Genomic DNA, 15316 nt, shown 5'->3' with positions numbered 1-15316 from the left:
GCAGGTCAGGACAGAAAGCCGGATTCTCGGTCCGCCGGAACCAGCACGCGGCGGACGAAACGGGCCCGCCCATACTTCCGGAACGGGTAGGAGCGGGCCCGGTAACAGCCGTGCGGGCTCAGCTCCCGGGCAGGCTCGGGATACGGGTGGCGCGAGCGTAGACGGTCTCCCCCTCCGCGAGCCGCAGCGCCTCGGCATCACCGCGGGTCACCTGTGCCACGAACAGATCCCCGGTGGCGGCATTGCGCAGCTCCACCCGGACCTCGAACCCGAGCCGCACCACCCGCTCGACCGTGGCCCGGGTGACGCCCGCCGATTCCGCGGTGCCCTCGTAGGCGGCCAGCGCCATACTCGGATCGCGGCCCACCCGGATATCGTGCGGACGCACCGGATGCCCGTTCAGCCGGGCCACCGCGCCGAGGAACGACATGACGAATTCGCTGGCCGGCCGGTCGTAGACGTCCTCCGGGCTGCCGACCTGTTCGATCCGCCCGGCGTTCATCACCGCGATCCGGTCCGCGACGTCGAGGGCCTCCTCCTGGTCGTGGGTCACCAGCACCGTGGTGACGTGCACTTCCTCGTGCAAACGACGCAGCCAGGTACGTAGATCCGCACGCACCTTGGCATCCAGGGCGCCGAACGGCTCGTCCAGCAGCAGTACCTGCGGATCCACCGCGAGTGCCCGGGCCAGGGCCATCCGCTGCCGCTGTCCGCCGGAGAGCTGGGCCGGATACCGGTGCTGGAAACCGTCGAGCCCGACGATGCCCAGCAACTCGTCCACCCGCGCGGCGATCTCGCGTTTGGGCCGTTTACGGATGGTCAGGCCGAAGGCGACATTGTCGCGGACCGTCATATGTTTGAACGCCGCGTAGTGCTGGAAGACGAATCCGATATCGCGCTTCTGCGGCGGTACCCGGGTCACATCGCGGCCGCCGATGGTCACCACACCGGAGTCGAGCGTTTCCAGTCCGGCGATCGACCGCAGCAGCGTCGACTTCCCCGAACCGGACGGGCCGAGCAGCGCCGTCAGCTCTCCGGACGGTATGTCCAAGCTGACGTTGTCGAGAGCGGCGAAGGAACCATAGTTCTTGCGCGCGCCGGTCACAGTGATCACAAGCGGCCTCCGGCATACACGATCACGAGGTCTCCTTCGAAACTGGTCCGTGCGATCCGCGGAGACCGCACCGAAGACGGAGACACCACATCACGATGCCTCCCCCGAAACTGATTCATACGGCCCACCGAGACCGCAGCCGAACGGAAACACCACATCACGATGCTTCCCTGAGATCCGCGGAGACCACAGCGAAGGCGGAGGTACCGCATCACGAGGCGTCCCGCTTCCGTTCCAGAAGCGTCATCAACAGCAGGGTGACGAGCGCGAGGCCCATCAGCAGGGTGGCGGCACAGTAGGCGCCGAAATCGTTGTGATCGTTGATATAGCGTTCGTGCACCAGCAGGGTGAGCGTCTGGGAGACCCCCGGGAACCCGGAGGAGACCATGATCACCGCGCCGAATTCGCCCAGCGCACGGGCGACGGTGAGCACCACACCGTAGGTGAGGCCCCACCGGATCGCGGGCAGGGTGATCCGCCAGAAGGTCTGCCGGCGCGAGGCCCCCAGGGTCGCGGCCGCCTGTTCCTGGTCGTCCCCGATCTCGTGCAGCACCGGCTCGACCTCGCGCACCACGAACGGCATGGTGACGAAGATGGTCGCCAGCACCATGCCCGGTAGCGCGAAGATCACCCGGAAACCCCATTCGGTGACCACGCCGAACCAGCCGCCGACACCCCAGAGCATGATCAACGCGACACCGACCACCACCGGCGAGACGGCGAAGGGCAGATCCACGAGCCCCTGCAGCAGCCGGCGGCCGGGGAAACTCCCGCGCACCAGCGCCAACGCGATCACCACCCCGAGCACCACATTCACCGGCACCACGATGAGCAGGATCAGCATGGACAGGTTGAACGCCGAGATCGCCGCCGGGGTGCTGATCTGATCGATGAACGCGCCGATACCGTGCTCGAAAGCCCGGTACAGGATCACGCCCAACGGCAGGACCAGCAGGACGAAAAGGTAGCCGAGCGCGAGCACCCGCAGGGCCACCCGGCTGGGTGCGGACAGTTTCATCGGGCCTCGCGTTCCTTGCGGGCGGTGCGGTCGGCGAACACCCGCAGCACCAGCAGCGCGGCGAAAGCGATCACCAGCAGCGCCACCGATACCGCGGCGGCGTTCATCGGCCGGTCGATTTCGATCTGCTGCTGGATGTACTGCGAGGCCACCTGGGTTTCGCGCGGGATATTGCCGCCGATCAGCACCACCGAACCGAATTCCCCGAGGGCTCGCGCGAAGGCCAGGCCGCCGCCGCTGATGATGGCGGGCGCCAGGGTCGGCAGCACGATCCGCCGGAAGGTCGTCCAGTTGTCGGCGCCCAGGGACAGCGCCGCCTGTTCCACCTCGCGGTCGGCCTCGATGAGCACGGGCTGCACCGATCGCACCACGAACGGCAGGGTGACGAATGCCAGCGCGACCACCAGGCCCGGACGGGTGGCGTTGAGATGGACATCGATGGGGCTGCGCGGCCCGTACAGGGCGAGCAGGACGATGCTGGCGACAATGGTGGGCAGCGCGAACGGCAGGTCGATGAGCGCGTTCACCGCGCCCTTCCCCGGAAAATCGTCGCGCACCAGCACCCAGGCGATCAACGTGCCCATGACCACGTTGACCAGCGCCACCACCACCGACACCAGCACCGTCACCCGCAACGACGCCAGCGCCACCGGATCGGTGATCGCATCCCGGAATCCGGACCAGCCGTTGTCGAGTGAGCTGACGGTGAGCGCCGCCAATGGCAGCAGCACGATGACGCTGAGCCACAGCATCGCCGTGGCGATACCGAGCGGACCCACCGAACCGGTGAACCGCAGCCGGGAGCGGAGCGGTCGACGGGGGGAAACGTCGTGGCCGGCCGATCCCGCGCGCGCGGGGTCGGTGGCTGGGCTGCGTTCGGTCACGGGTATCCAGTATCGCGTGTGGGCCGGGTCACGCGGCTACTCGGTGGCGTTGTCGTAGGCGAGGGCGATCGTGCCGGACTCCGGTGCGAACAGCCCGGCCTCCACTGTTTCCCAGCCGCCGAGGCCGGCCACGGTGTAGAGGGTCCGCGGCTGCGGGAACACCTCGGTGTACTCCGCGGCGACCCCGGGATCCACCGGACGGAATCCCGCCTCCGCCCAGGCCCGCTGCGCCACCGGCGTGTAGAGGAAGTCCCGGAAAGCCAGGGCTTTTTCCGGATGCTGCGCGTGTTCGAGCACCGCCACCGGGTTCTCGATCTTGAAAGTGCTGTCCGGCACGATATGTTCCACCGGGTCACCGTGCCGCTCGGCGAAGATCGCCTCGTTCTCGTAGCTGATCAGTACGTCACCGGTGCCCTGCAGAAAAGCCTCGGTGGCTTCCCGCCCGGATTTCGGCTGCACCCGCACACGGGTGAGCATCTGGTTCAGGTAGTCGATCCCCGCCTGTGGCTCACGACCACCGTCACTGGCCACGGCATACGGTGCCAGCAGGTTCCATTTGGCCGAACCGGAGCTGAAGGGGTTGGGGGTGACCACTTCCACATCGGGCCGCAACAGATCGTCCCAGCCGCGGATGTTCTTCGGATTGCCGCTCCGCACCACCAGCGCGACCACCGACCCGAAGGGGATACCCCGCGTCGCGTCGGCGTTCCAGTCCGGATCTACCAGACCGGCATCCACCAGGCGGGTGATATCGGGTTCCAGGGAGAAACTCACCACATCCGCCGGTGCGCCCTGGGCGATCTTGCGGGACTGGTCCCCGGAGGCGCCGTAGGACTGACGGACCTCGACGCCCGCACCGGCCTCGGTGCGGTTGAACTCCGGGATGACCTTGTCGTAACCGGGTTTGGGGATCGCATACGCGTACATATCGACCGTGCCCCCGCTACCGTCGGCCCCGCCTCCCCCGACCTCGTCACTGGAACCGCCCGCACAGGCCGACAGCAGCACCGGCAGCGCGACCAGTACGGCGAGGAGACGGCGGCGTACCGAGGGGGTGGGTGACATCGTGGACCTTTCTGCGCAGAACTCGCGCAAGTCTAGTGGCCACCGCTGCTCACCTGCGCGAACGGACGGGGAGATCACCTGGTGAGGAGCCAGGCGATGACCACCAGCACCAGGAGCGCCGCCAATGCGAGCTGGACCCGGGACCGCGGCATCAGCACACCCCGCTTCCGGTATCGCGCTCGGACTCGTCGTCGAGACCCAGCGCCGTGGCCGCCAGCCGCAGGATCCGGTCGATCAGGTAGGCGATACCGAAACTGATCGGCACCATGCCCACCAGCACCACGAGGAACTGAGGGATGAACGGCAGCCCGGCCACCCACAGCTCGAACCCGTCCCACCAACCGGCAATACGTTCCACGGCGACCAGCGTAGAGCACTCGGCCGCGGGCGCCCGGGCCCCGGGCTTGACCTCAACCGCGCTACAGGTTGCAGTCTGGGGTCATGACCCGAGCCCCCGAAGTATGGAATTCCGCCTACGACAACGACACCGCCCCGTGGATCATCGGTGAACCGCAACCGGCCGTGCTCGCGCTGGAACGCGCCGGTCTCATCTCCGGCCGGGTACTGGATCCCGGCGCGGGCGCCGGGGAACACACCATCGCTCTCACCGCGCTCGGCTACGACGTACTCGGCGTGGACCTCGCGCCGAGCGCCGTCGCCTACGCCCGGCGCAACGCCGCGGCCAAAGGGGTACCGAACGCGCGCTTCGAGGTGGTCGACATGGTGGAGCTCGCCGACCGGGCAGACAACCCCCTCGGCACCTTCGACACCATCGTCGACAGCGCCCTGTTCCACGTGTTCCTGGACGACGCCACCGCCCGGGCCGCCTATGTGCGCACGCTGCGGCGGCTGTGCGCACCGGGGGGCCATGTGCACGTTCTCGCGCTCTCGGACTCCGAACCCGGTTTCGGCCCCCGGATCGGCGCCGGTCTCATCCGCGACTCCTTCTCCGGTGCCGACTGGGAGATCGAGGAGCTGCGCCCGGACAGCTACTACGGGCGGATCACCGAAACCGTCGCCGAGCAGGCCCACGGTCTCGTCCCCGACTCCTCGGGCAAGGTCGAGGTCGCCGCCTGGCTGGCGCGGATCCGGCGCAACGACTGAGTGCGGGTGGACGGGCCGGGGCCCGGCAACACATCATGGGTTATGCCGAGTCCCGACCACGTATCGCCCACCGGCGGGGCGCCGGGTGGTTCCCCGGCGCATCCACCGCCGGAGAACCACCGCGCGGGGAACAACTTCCCGCCCATCGAGGATTACGCCTTTCTCTCCGACTGCGAAACCACCTGCCTGATCGCCAGCAACGGGTCGGTCGAGTGGATGTGTGTGCCCCGCCCGGACTCCCCGAGCGTTTTCGGTGCCCTCCTGGATCGCAGCGCCGGCCACTTCCGGCTGGGTCCGTACGGCAGGGCCGTGCCCGCCGCCCGGCGCTATCTGCCCGGCGGGATGATCCTGGAGACCACCTGGCAGACCGAGGCCGGCTGGCTGATCGTGCGGGACGCGCTGGTCCTCGGCCCGTGGCACAACACCGAGCAGCGCAGCCGCACCCATCGGCGCACCCCCACCGACTGGGATGCCGCGCATATGCTGCTGCGCACGGTCAAATGCGTGAGCGGCACCGTCGAACTCGAACTCAGCTGCGAACCGTCCTTCGACTACCACCGGGCGACCGCCCGATGGGAGTACACGGGCAAGGTGTACGAGGAAGCGACCGCGATCTGTTCCGCCGACCCCACTGTGGGCCCCACCCTGGTGCTCACCACCGACCTGCGGCTGGGTCTGGAAGGGCGCGAGGCCCGGGCCCGTACCCGGATGCGAGAAGGCGATCACGCCTATGTCGCGCTCACCTGGTCGGAACTGCCTGCCCCGCGTACCTTCGAAGAAGCCGCCGAGCAGATGGAGACGACGGTCGAATGCTGGCGGCAGTGGATCACCCTGGGCGATTTTCCCGATCACCCGTGGCGCCGTTTCCTGCAGCGCAGCGCGCTCACGCTGAAGGGCCTCACCTACGCCCCCACCGGGGCGCTGATGGCGGCGGGCACCGCCTCTCTGCCGGAAAGCCCCGGCGGGGAGCGCAACTGGGACTACCGCTATTCGTGGGTGCGTGACTCCAGCTTCGCCCTGTGGGGCCTGTACACGCTGGGCCTCGACCGCGAGGCCGACGATTTCTTCGCCTTCCTGCACGATGCCACCACCACCGCGGACGGCGACCCGGCGCCGCTGCAGGTGCTGTACGGAATCGGCGGCGAACGCGATGTCTCCGAAATCACCCTCGACCATCTGTCCGGTTACGGCCAGGCCCGGCCGGTGCGTATCGGCAACGGCGCCTACAACCAGGATCAGCACGATATCTGGGGCACCATGCTGGACGCGGTCTATCTGCACGTGAAATCACGCCAGCACGTACCGGAAACTCTATGGCCCATGCTGAAGCGCCAGGTCGACGCGGCCATCGCGCATTGGCGCGAACCCGACCGCGGCCTGTGGGAGGTACGCGGGGAACCGCAGCATTTCACCTCCTCGAAAGTGATGTGCTGGGTGGCGCTGGACCGCGGGGCACGACTGGCCGAAATGCACGGTCAGGCGGAGATCGCGCGGAAATGGCATACGATCGCCGCCGAGATCCGGGCCGATGTGCTGTCCCACGGCGTGGACGAACGCGGCCGCTTCACCCAGGTGTACGGCGGGAAAACGCTCGACGCCTCCCTCCTGCTGGTGGTGCTCACCCGCTTCCTCCCCGCCGACGATCCGCGGGTACGCGCCACCGTGCTCGGTATCGCCGAGGAGCTCACCGAGAACGGGCTGGTACTGCGCTACCGCACCGAAACCACCGACGACGGCCAGTCCGGCGCCGAGGGCACCTTCACCATCTGCTCGTTCTGGCTGGTGTCGGCGCTGGTGGAGATCGGCGAGGTCGTCCGGGCCCGCAGGTTGTGCGAACGGCTGCTCACCCATGCCAGCCCGCTGAAACTCTATGCCGAGGAGATCGACCCCGACACCGGTCGCCATCTGGGCAATTTCCCCCAGGCGTTCACCCACCTGGCACTGATCAACGCGGTCACCCACCTGATCCGCGCCGAGGACGCCCAACCGGCCGGGACCTTCAATCCCGCCCACACGAAAACGACACCGTGGCGCAGCCGGCGTAGATGAGATGAGCGCGCCGGCACCCGGGGCCGGCGCTATGCCGCATCGATACTGTCGGCCTGCTGCCGCAGACCACGCAGCCTGCCGAGTTCGGTATCCAGCCGGGCAAGACGTTCCTCGCCGCGGTCGCCGTATTGCGCTCCCGCTTCCTCGGCGACGCGCAATGCCTCGTCGGCGGCGCGCAGCGCGTCGGTGGCGATATCGGTGAAATGGTCCCGCAGTATTCGCTGTACCTCGCGCAGGCGGGTCCGTGACTCCTTGCCCACCTGGAAGACGACATCGTCCATCCAGCGCGACAGTGCCACTTTGGCCTCGGCCTGACGACGCAGTCTGCGCGCCCGCCGGTCCTCCCACAGCACGTGCAGACCGAGCAGCAGGCCCGCCCCGGCCGAGTACCAGTTCACCAGGGGCATATCCAGCAGGCTGGTGGCCAGGCCCACCATCAGGATCCCCCCGTAGGAGCCGCGCAACGCGGACAGGAACTGTTCGACGGCGGCTACCTTCGTGGTCTGCAGCGGTTCGAGGGGCGCCACCTCGTCGAGGAGTTCCGCGGGGTACGGCGGCCGGATATCCGGCAGTTCCGGCCGGCGGTGGTCGGCCGGGAACCGGGCCGCCACCTGATCGGCCAGTTCCTCGGCGCGGATGTTCGCCAGTTCGAAGTTCTCCGCTACGGCGTCGGCGCTGCGGGCCTCCCACTCCCGCCCGAACTGTTCCCAGCGGCGGCCGGGATCGACCCGTGAGATCTCGGTCTCGGCATCGCGCACCAGGCTGCGCAACCGGTGCCGGAGGTCGTGTTCGATATCGGCCATCAGCTCGGTGCTGCCGTCGGCGAGCGTGATCTGCCAGGTCGCGGTGCGCTGCCGCAGTTGATCCGCCTGATCCCGGGCGGTGGCCAGCTGCTGGAGGACATGCGCGCGCCGGCGTGGATCGCGCAGCGTATCGGCTTCGGTGCGCAGCACCGCCCCGAGGTGATCGCCGACGAGCTGGATATCGCGGACCGCCGATTTCACGGCCATCGCGTCGGCATGCGCCACGACGTACCGGCGTAGATGCTCGACCAGCTGGGGCAGACCGGATTCGATGGCCCGCTGCTGATCCCCGGATTGCATGGCCGCCCGATGGATCTCGGCCGAAACCGGCGCCACCGCGTAACCCAGTCCCGCCGCGTCGAGCAGCGCCCGATTGCGCTCCTGCACATGGGCCCAGTGCGCATTGCGGTCGATCTTGTTGAGCACGCAGATCACGGTGGAGCACACCTGTCCGATCCGGCGCAGATGCGCGATCTGCTCCCTGGTGTACTCGGCGCTCGCATCGCTGACGTAGAGCACGGCATCGGCGGCGGCGATCATCGACCACGTGGTGCGATCCTGTACAGCGGCCCCCGGGGCGTCCATCAGCACGATCCCCTCGGCCAGCAGTGGACTGGGCTGGGTGAAATCGGCGCGGATCACCCCTTTCGCCATGAGCGCGGGCGCCGGGTTCAGCGGATCGACCGGCTGGCGGCGGATCCGCCCGCCGCCCTCCCGGCGGATCAGCGTGGCCGAGGGCTCCGGACCGTATTCCACGATCGCCGGCACGCTGATGGCGCTGTCGGTGGCACTGATCGGCGCACCCGCCAGCGCGTTCACCAGCGTGCTCATCCCGCTCTTGGGGGCTCCGACGACCACCAGCCGTACGCGGGTATCGGCGACCCGGGCGCGGACCATCCCCAACCGGCCGCGCAGATCGTTACGGCTCGCGGTACGGGATACATCCCGCAACTCATCGATGATCTGGATGAGGGGGGCCATCACATCCGGATTCTTCACCGTGGCGGCCTGCGGTCCGGCTACGGCAGACAAGCCTGCTCCTCACTCTCGGCGAAACATCACGTCATCGACCGCGACCGGCCGATCATCCACCCCGTCCGGCCGGACGAACCCGGCATCGGCCATGAACCGTCAGAAATATACCCAGTGCCCGAGATCCCCGATCGGGTCCTCGGCCACGATCGCGGTCTGCGGCAGCAGGCCCGCCGACGACTCACCGGTGAGATCGCCGCCCGCGAGACCGAGCACGCCGTACTCGGTCGACGGTGTGGTCGCGATCCCGTGCACATCGTACGGAACCACCGCGGCGCCGTGGTCGGCAATGGGCTCGAGCTGTGGCGCCGGTAGCGGTGTCGGCATCGGTTGCGGCATCGTCGGCACCGCTACATCCGGAGCGGTCGGCTGCTGGGTGGGCACGCTCACCGTCGGCACCTCGGCCGAGGGTGCGTTATCGGTCGGTAGCTGCTGAGTGGGAACCTCCACGGGGGAGGGGGTTTCGCCCGGCAGCTGCTCGCCGGTGGAAGGGCCGCCGGTGCCCGTCTCGCCGATGGGATCGGTGGTGGTGCCGCTCCCGTCGCCGGTTCCGGTGGACGGGGACGGGTCCGTGGTGGTCGGCCATCCGGTTCCGGTGGACGGTTCCGGTCCGGACGTGGTCGCCCCGGTGGACGGATCCGTCGTGGGCGAGCCGCCGGTATCGGTGACCTCCGTGGGTGAGGTCGAGCCGTCGGGTGAGGTCGAGCCGCCGGGAGAGGTCGAGCCGCCGGGGGAGGTGGTCGTACTGCCGCCGAGCGAGGGGGTGCTGCTGCCGTCCGGCGTAGTGGTACCCGCCTCCGGGCCGGTGGACGTGGTGCCCTCCGGACCGGTGGTCGTCACGCCCGGCGTGGTGGTACCGGTGGTGGTGACCGGGGCGGTCGTCGTGGGCACCACTGATGTGCTCACTTCCGGGCCGGCGGGCTCGGCGGGTGGCCGGGACTCACCGGCCGGCGGCTGCGGCGGACGCGGGAACAGATCCGGTACCTGCTCGGCCGGCGCCGTCAACGGCGACGGTCCCGCCGGGGCGTGGAAGACGTGGGCCATCGGTGTGGTGGCCACATCGGGCTGCACCGTGGTCTGCAACGGTGTGGCCGCGACCGGCTGCACCGTCGGCGCCATCGCTGCGGGAGCGACCGGAGGCGGGGCAGGAGCGGGAACCACCGGCGCGGCTGCCATGGAGACCGCGGCGGGGGCGGGCGCCGCGGGAGCCGCCATCGGTGCGGGCGCCGCGGCGGGCATCACCGGGGCCGCGGCCGGCGCCGCGCCGGAAGCGAACGCGGGAGCGGGGGCGGCGGATGTGGTCCCCGAACCCGCGCCGGCGACCGTCGCCTCCGCGGCGGTATCGGAGCCGACGCCGTTGGGCGTATTCTCCGCGGCCGAGTCCGCCGGACCCGGCCGCGGCGAACCGGGCGGCAGCGATTCCGATACCGCGGCACCGGAATTCGCCCAGCCCAGGTACTGGTCGAGTTGATCGTCGACCGCACCGGCTTCGCCCGGTCCGATATCGATCCGCCATTCGGCGTTCAGCCACACCCCGTTCGCCCCGACGGTGATGTCCAGGGCCGTATCCGCGTCGACGAACACCGGTCCGCCGTCGAAGTATTCGTCGGGCCGGACGTGGTCGGACTCGTCGGCTTCCCTGTCACGTTCGCCGGGGGTGTCGTCACGTGATTCCTTCCCGGTATCGCCCCGCGCCGGGCGGGCGAGGAAGTCGGACAGTTCGAAACCCCAGTCCGGGTCGGTGGAGTCCTGTGCCACCGATCGTGCCGTACCGGCCGAGGTGGGATCGAATCCGGGCAGATCGAAGATATCGGTGTGGAAGGCGTCCTCCGGCGCGGGCAGATCGAAATCACCCGGTACCCCGAAACCTTCGGTGCCCGGTACGGGAAAGTCCTCGTCCAGGCCGGGAATACCGTCCCAGCCCGGGATACCGCCGGTCGCGGGCGGCGAACCGGCATCGGGCATGCCGAGTTCCGGCGCACTCGGGACCACCGCCTCGGGCACCCCGGTCCCGGGCATGAAGCCGGGATCGGGCGTCCCCGCGTCCGGCCCGCCCGGCACCAGCTCCAGGCCGGGCACCTGGTCCATGTACGGCACCTGTTCCATGTACGGAACGCCGTAGTCGCCCATATCGCCGAAATCGAAATCGTCGGAGCCGCCGACCTGGATATCCAAGGTGCCGTACGGGAGCGGCATGGTGACGCTCGCGTCCCCCTCGGAGCCGAACGGCATATCCTCCGGTTCGGCCGGTACGGGTTCGGGATCCGGGAATGTGACGACCGGGCTGGGAACATCGGGATCCGGATCGGCATTGTGCGCCCACCCGGTATTGCGACTGTCGAGTTCGCTGGGCGCCGCCGGGACCCCGCCGCCGTTGGACGCGATGAGCGCGCCTCCGGTCACATACGCGCCGCCACGAGCGACTCGCGCTGCGGCACTGGCGATACGGTAGGCGGTGTCACCGCCCTGTCCGGCGGGCGCGTCATCGTCGAACGGCAGGTCGGCATCGCCGTCGAACGGCAATTCGGCAGCGCCGTCGAACGGCAGATCACGCGCCATCCCAGTACTCCACTCTCGCGTTCACCAGCGCCCGCACAGGCGTCTGCCGGCGCGGGTCCGCCCACAGCCTATTGTCGACATCTACGGCTGTCACATTTTTGTTATCGGCGGATACTGCGGCTGCGGACGGTGACGGTGACGCGCGGAGACCCGGTCGGTATCAACCGTTCCGGGGGAAAGGCCGGCCGCCTACTTCTTGTCCTTCGGCTTATCGGCCTGCGCGTCGGAGGACAGCGCGGCCACGAAGGCTTCCTGCGGAACGTCGACCCGGCCGATCGTCTTCATCCGCTTCTTGCCTTCCTTCTGCTTCTCCAGCAGTTTGCGCTTACGGCTGATATCACCGCCGTAGCATTTGGCGAGCACGTCCTTGCGAATGGCGCGAATGTTCTCACGAGCGATGATCTTCGAGCCGATGGCCGCCTGGATGGGCACCTCGAACTGCTGACGCGGGATCAGTTCGCGCAACTTGGTGGTCATCTTGTGGCCGTAGGCCTGGGCGGCGTCCCGGTGCACGATGGCGCTGAAGGCGTCGACCGCTTCACCCTGCAGCAGGATATCCACCTTGACGAGCTGGGATTCCCGTTCTCCCGCTTCCTCGTAGTCCAGCGAGGCGTAGCCGCGGGTGCGTGATTTCAGCGAATCGAAGAAGTCGAAGATGATCTCGGCCAGCGGCAGGGTGTAGCGCAACTCCACCCGGGTCTCGGAAAGGTAGTCCATTCCACCGAGCTCCCCTCGCCGCGACTGGCACAGCTCCATGATGGCGCCGATGAATTCGCTCGGCGCGATGATGGTGGTCTTGACCACCGGTTCGAAGACCGTACCCACCTTGCCTTCCGGCCAGTACGAGGGATTCGTCACGGTATGCTCCGTGCCGTCGTCCATCACCACCCGGTACACCACATTCGGCGCGGTGGAGATCAGGTCGAGACCGAACTCGCGCTGCAGTCGTTCGCGCGTGATCTCCATATGCAGCAGCCCCAGGAAACCGCAGCGGAAGCCGAAGCCCAGCGCCACCGACGTCTCCGGAACGAAGGTGAGCGCGGCATCGTTGAGCTGGAGCTTCTCCAAGGCGTCGCGCAGGTCCGGGTAATCGGATCCGTCCACCGGGTACAGACCCGAGTACACCATCGGGCGGGGTTCCCGATACCCGGTCAGCGGTTCCTCGGCACCGTTACGGGCAGAGGTGACGGTATCGCCGACCTTCGATTGCCGGACATCCTTCACACCGGTGATCAGATAGCCGACCTCCCCGACACCCAGCCCCTGCGTGGGTTTGGGTTCCGGGGAGACGATACCGATCTCCAGCAGTTCGTGGGTGGCCCCGGTGGACATCATCTTGATCTTCTCGCGCGGGGTCAGCTTGCCGTCGACCACACGCACGTAGGTGACCACACCGCGATAGGTGTCGTAGACCGAATCGAAGATCATCGCCCGCGCCGGCGCATCGGCACGTCCCTCCGGCGGCGGCACCTGCTCGATCACCCGATCCAGCAACTCGGCCACACCCACCCCGGTCTTCCCGGATACCCGCAGTACGTCCTCGGGTTCGCACCCGACGATATGGGCCAGTTCGGCCGCGTAGCGGTCGGGATCGGCGGCCGGTAGGTCGATCTTGTTCAGCACCGGGATGATCGCCAGATCCTTGTCCAGTGCCAGATACAGATTCGCCAGCGTCTGCGCCTCGATCCCCTGCGCGGCGTCCACCAGCAGGATCGCGCCCTCGCAGGCCTCCAGGGCCCGCGACACCTCATAGGTGAAGTCCACGTGGCCGGGCGTATCGATCAGGTGCAGGACGAAATCCTCGCCCGCGTGCGCACCGGTGCCCGGTTTCCAGGGCAACCGCACGTTCTGGGCCTTGATGGTGATACCGCGTTCCCGTTCGATATCCATCCGGTCCAGGTACTGGGCACGCATCTGCCGTTCCTCGACGACCCCGGTGAGCTGGAGCATCCGGTCGGCCAGCGTCGACTTACCGTGATCGATGTGCGCGATGATGCAGAAGTTCCGGATCCGCGACGGATCGGTGAACGTCGTATCGGCGAAGCTGGCGGGCACTCCACTCCTCATGGGGTATCGGGCGTACTGGTCACCATCGTCCCATGCTGGACTCCGGCCACCGACCCCCAGGTCCGGCCCCGGCCGTACCCGACGCGGCCCGGCGCGAGGATTTCACCGGTCGGAGCGTGCCGTTATCCTCCAGAGATGGCCCGCAGTTGGAACAGTCTCGGCAAGCAGCTCACCGCGATAGCGAAACAGCAGGGCCCCGAGATCGTGCGGCGGCAGGCGCCGAGGCTGGTCGAGGCCCTGCTGGACCGCCGGGGCGCGCGCGGCACGGGTCGTTCCCGCCGCTCCCCACGTGCCGCGGGCGTACCGGTCCGGCCCGCCGCATCCACCCCGGTTCCCACCGCCCAGCGTGCCCGGCAGGTCGTTTACGCCCCGCACCTGGACGGCCGGGCCGACCCCGGGGAGATCGTGTGGACCTGGGTCCCGTTCGAAGAGGATCCGAGCAACGGCAAGGACCGCCCGGTCCTGGTCGTCGGCCGCGACCGCCACACCTTGCTCGGCCTCATGCTCAGCTCCAACCCCGTCCGCGCCCAGGATCCGGATTGGGTCGGTATCGGCGCCGGCACCTGGGACCACCAGGGCCGCGACAGCTGGGTGCGGCTGGACCGGGTGCTCGATGTCCCCGAGGACGGAATCCGCCGTGAAGGCGCCATCCTGCCCCGCGAACTGTTCGACCGGATCGCCCACCGCCTGGTCCGCGAGTACCACTGGAGCTGAGGGCGAACAGCGGCTCAGACCTCCAGTTCGCGCGACCGCCCGAACAGCAGGCCGTAGAACAGGGCGCCCAGTACCCCGCCGATCAGCGGGAAGACGATGAATGCCCACAGCTGGCCCATCGCGCCGTCCTGGTAGGGAGCCACCGCGAGACTGCGGGCGGGGTTCACCGAGGTGTTGTCCACCGGGATCGAGATCAGGTGGACGACGGTGAGGGTGAAACCGATGGCCAGCCCCGCTTGCGGAATATCGGAGATCTGATCGGTCGAGGCCAGGACCACGAAGACGAGCAGCGCGGTGAGCATGACCTCGACGATGATCATCGCGGCCAGGCCGTAACCGTTCTCGATCACCACCTCCCCGGACGGACCGGTGACCGCCGACGGGCTGTGCGCGCCCCAGCCGTTCGCCCCGAGACCGTCCACCGCCCGATCGTAGGAAGGTAGATTCTTCGCGATCGCGAACAGCACCAGACCCGCGAGCAGACCGCCGGCCAGCTGCGCGACGAGGTAGCCCACGGCGCTCACCGGCGACAACCGGCCCATCAGGAACTGCCCCACCGTCACGGCCGGATTGACATGACAGCCGGACACCGGACCGATCGCGTAGACCAGCAGCAGCAGGGAGAGCCCGAAGGCCAGCGCCACACCCAGCGGACCCACCTTGTCCCCGGCCAGCACGGCGGTCCCCACACCACCCATCACCAGCACGAACGTACCCATCGCCTCGGCGCCCCATTTCCTGGGATCGGACGGAACCGCCGGTTCCACGCCTTCGAGAACAGCTTCCTTTTCCTGCGCAGTGGGAGACATGTCCGTCCGCCTTCCGAGAGGATCACCGCCCCGGCCGGTATCGGGGCGCGCACCGGGAAAACCTGGGTCCTGCTGGGAAAACTCGTACACCGATCGCG

The 15316-nt window shown here is 68.5% G+C and carries 12 protein-coding genes; 3 read left to right on the top strand and 9 right to left on the bottom strand.

Going from position 1 to position 15316, the window contains the following annotated elements; genetic code table 11:
• Positions 1–118: 118 nt before the first annotated feature.
• The 5 genes from ACYR7D_RS13120 to ACYR7D_RS13100 all read right to left on the bottom strand — a co-directional run bounded on the left by ACYR7D_RS13120 (position 119) and on the right by ACYR7D_RS13100 (position 4439).
• Positions 119–1114, bottom strand: coding sequence for a sulfate/molybdate ABC transporter ATP-binding protein (locus ACYR7D_RS13120; protein ID WP_459549788.1), 996 nt, complete (start codon positions 1112–1114; stop codon positions 119–121).
• Positions 1115–1325: 211 nt separating this feature from the next.
• Positions 1326–2132 (bottom strand): sulfate ABC transporter permease subunit CysW, encoded by an 807-nt coding sequence (gene cysW / locus ACYR7D_RS13115; RefSeq protein WP_459549787.1) that lies wholly within the window; start codon positions 2130–2132, stop codon positions 1326–1328.
• Positions 2129–2929: a sulfate ABC transporter permease subunit CysT gene (gene cysT / locus ACYR7D_RS13110; RefSeq protein ID WP_459550141.1), complete on the bottom strand. Its 801-nt coding sequence runs from the start codon at positions 2927–2929 to the stop codon at positions 2129–2131. The genes cysW and cysT overlap by 4 nt, the downstream gene beginning before the upstream one ends.
• 123 nt (positions 2930–3052) lie before the next feature.
• A complete protein-coding gene (locus ACYR7D_RS13105) occupies positions 3053–4081 on the bottom strand; it encodes a sulfate ABC transporter substrate-binding protein (protein ID WP_459549786.1) in 1029 nt (342 codons plus the stop codon).
• Positions 4082–4232: 151 nt separating this feature from the next.
• Entirely contained in the window at positions 4233–4439 is a 207-nt protein-coding gene (locus ACYR7D_RS13100; RefSeq protein ID WP_459549785.1) for a hypothetical protein, read from the bottom strand.
• 83 nt (positions 4440–4522) lie between these two features.
• Between ACYR7D_RS13100 and ACYR7D_RS13095 the strand changes: the two genes are divergently transcribed.
• Positions 4523–5185, top strand: a complete 663-nt coding sequence (locus tag ACYR7D_RS13095; RefSeq protein ID WP_459549784.1) for a class I SAM-dependent methyltransferase — start codon at positions 4523–4525, stop codon at positions 5183–5185.
• A 42-nt stretch (positions 5186–5227) separates the two neighbouring features.
• Positions 5228–7234, top strand: a complete 2007-nt coding sequence (locus ACYR7D_RS13090; RefSeq protein WP_459549783.1) for a glycoside hydrolase family 15 protein — start codon at positions 5228–5230, stop codon at positions 7232–7234.
• Positions 7235–7263: 29 nt separating this feature from the next.
• Here the strand turns inward: ACYR7D_RS13090 and ACYR7D_RS13085 are convergent, their stop codons facing one another.
• From ACYR7D_RS13085 to lepA, 3 genes are all read right to left on the bottom strand, one after another.
• Positions 7264–9069 (bottom strand): dynamin family protein, encoded by a 1806-nt coding sequence (locus tag ACYR7D_RS13085; RefSeq protein ID WP_459549782.1) that lies wholly within the window; start codon positions 9067–9069, stop codon positions 7264–7266.
• Positions 9070–9168: 99 nt separating this feature from the next.
• The gene (locus ACYR7D_RS13080) at positions 9169–11628 is read right to left on the bottom strand and encodes a hypothetical protein (protein WP_459549781.1); all 2460 of its coding nucleotides are present in this window, start codon (positions 11626–11628) and stop codon (positions 9169–9171) included.
• Positions 11629–11817: 189 nt separating this feature from the next.
• Positions 11818–13695, bottom strand: coding sequence for a translation elongation factor 4 (gene lepA, locus ACYR7D_RS13075; RefSeq protein WP_459549780.1), 1878 nt, complete (start codon positions 13693–13695; stop codon positions 11818–11820).
• 135 nt (positions 13696–13830) lie between these two features.
• Here lepA and ACYR7D_RS13070 point away from each other — a divergent pair, with 135 nt between their 5' ends.
• The gene (locus tag ACYR7D_RS13070) at positions 13831–14409 is read left to right on the top strand and encodes a type II toxin-antitoxin system PemK/MazF family toxin (protein WP_459549779.1); all 579 of its coding nucleotides are present in this window, start codon (positions 13831–13833) and stop codon (positions 14407–14409) included.
• Between the two features lie 14 nt (positions 14410–14423).
• On the opposite strand, the gene ACYR7D_RS13065 is transcribed toward ACYR7D_RS13070, so the two are convergent.
• Positions 14424–15218, bottom strand: a complete 795-nt coding sequence (locus ACYR7D_RS13065) for an aquaporin (RefSeq protein ID WP_459549778.1) — start codon at positions 15216–15218, stop codon at positions 14424–14426.
• Positions 15219–15316 lie beyond the last annotated feature (98 nt).

This window comes from Nocardia sp. X0981 (genome assembly GCF_977089955.1).
The sequence above is the reverse complement of the archived record's forward strand: the minus strand, read 5'-3'. Positions and strand labels throughout refer to the sequence as shown.

What these genes read in the sequence shown, in the direction of transcription:
- ACYR7D_RS13070 (WP_459549779.1), top strand. Translation starts at nt 13,831, where the DNA reads ATGGCCCGCAGTTGGAACAGTCTCGGCAAGCAGCTCACCGCGATAGCG.
- cysW (WP_459549787.1), bottom strand. Translation starts at nt 2,132, where the DNA reads ATGAAACTGTCCGCACCCAGCCGGGTGGCCCTGCGGGTGCTCGCGCTC.
- ACYR7D_RS13095 (WP_459549784.1), top strand. Translation starts at nt 4,523, where the DNA reads ATGACCCGAGCCCCCGAAGTATGGAATTCCGCCTACGACAACGACACC.
- ACYR7D_RS13080 (WP_459549781.1), bottom strand. Translation starts at nt 11,628, where the DNA reads ATGGCGCGTGATCTGCCGTTCGACGGCGCTGCCGAATTGCCGTTCGAC.
- lepA (WP_459549780.1), bottom strand. Translation starts at nt 13,695, where the DNA reads ATGAGGAGTGGAGTGCCCGCCAGCTTCGCCGATACGACGTTCACCGAT.
- ACYR7D_RS13065 (WP_459549778.1), bottom strand. Translation starts at nt 15,218, where the DNA reads ATGTCTCCCACTGCGCAGGAAAAGGAAGCTGTTCTCGAAGGCGTGGAA.
- ACYR7D_RS13105 (WP_459549786.1), bottom strand. Translation starts at nt 4,081, where the DNA reads ATGTCACCCACCCCCTCGGTACGCCGCCGTCTCCTCGCCGTACTGGTC.
- ACYR7D_RS13090 (WP_459549783.1), top strand. Translation starts at nt 5,228, where the DNA reads ATGCCGAGTCCCGACCACGTATCGCCCACCGGCGGGGCGCCGGGTGGT.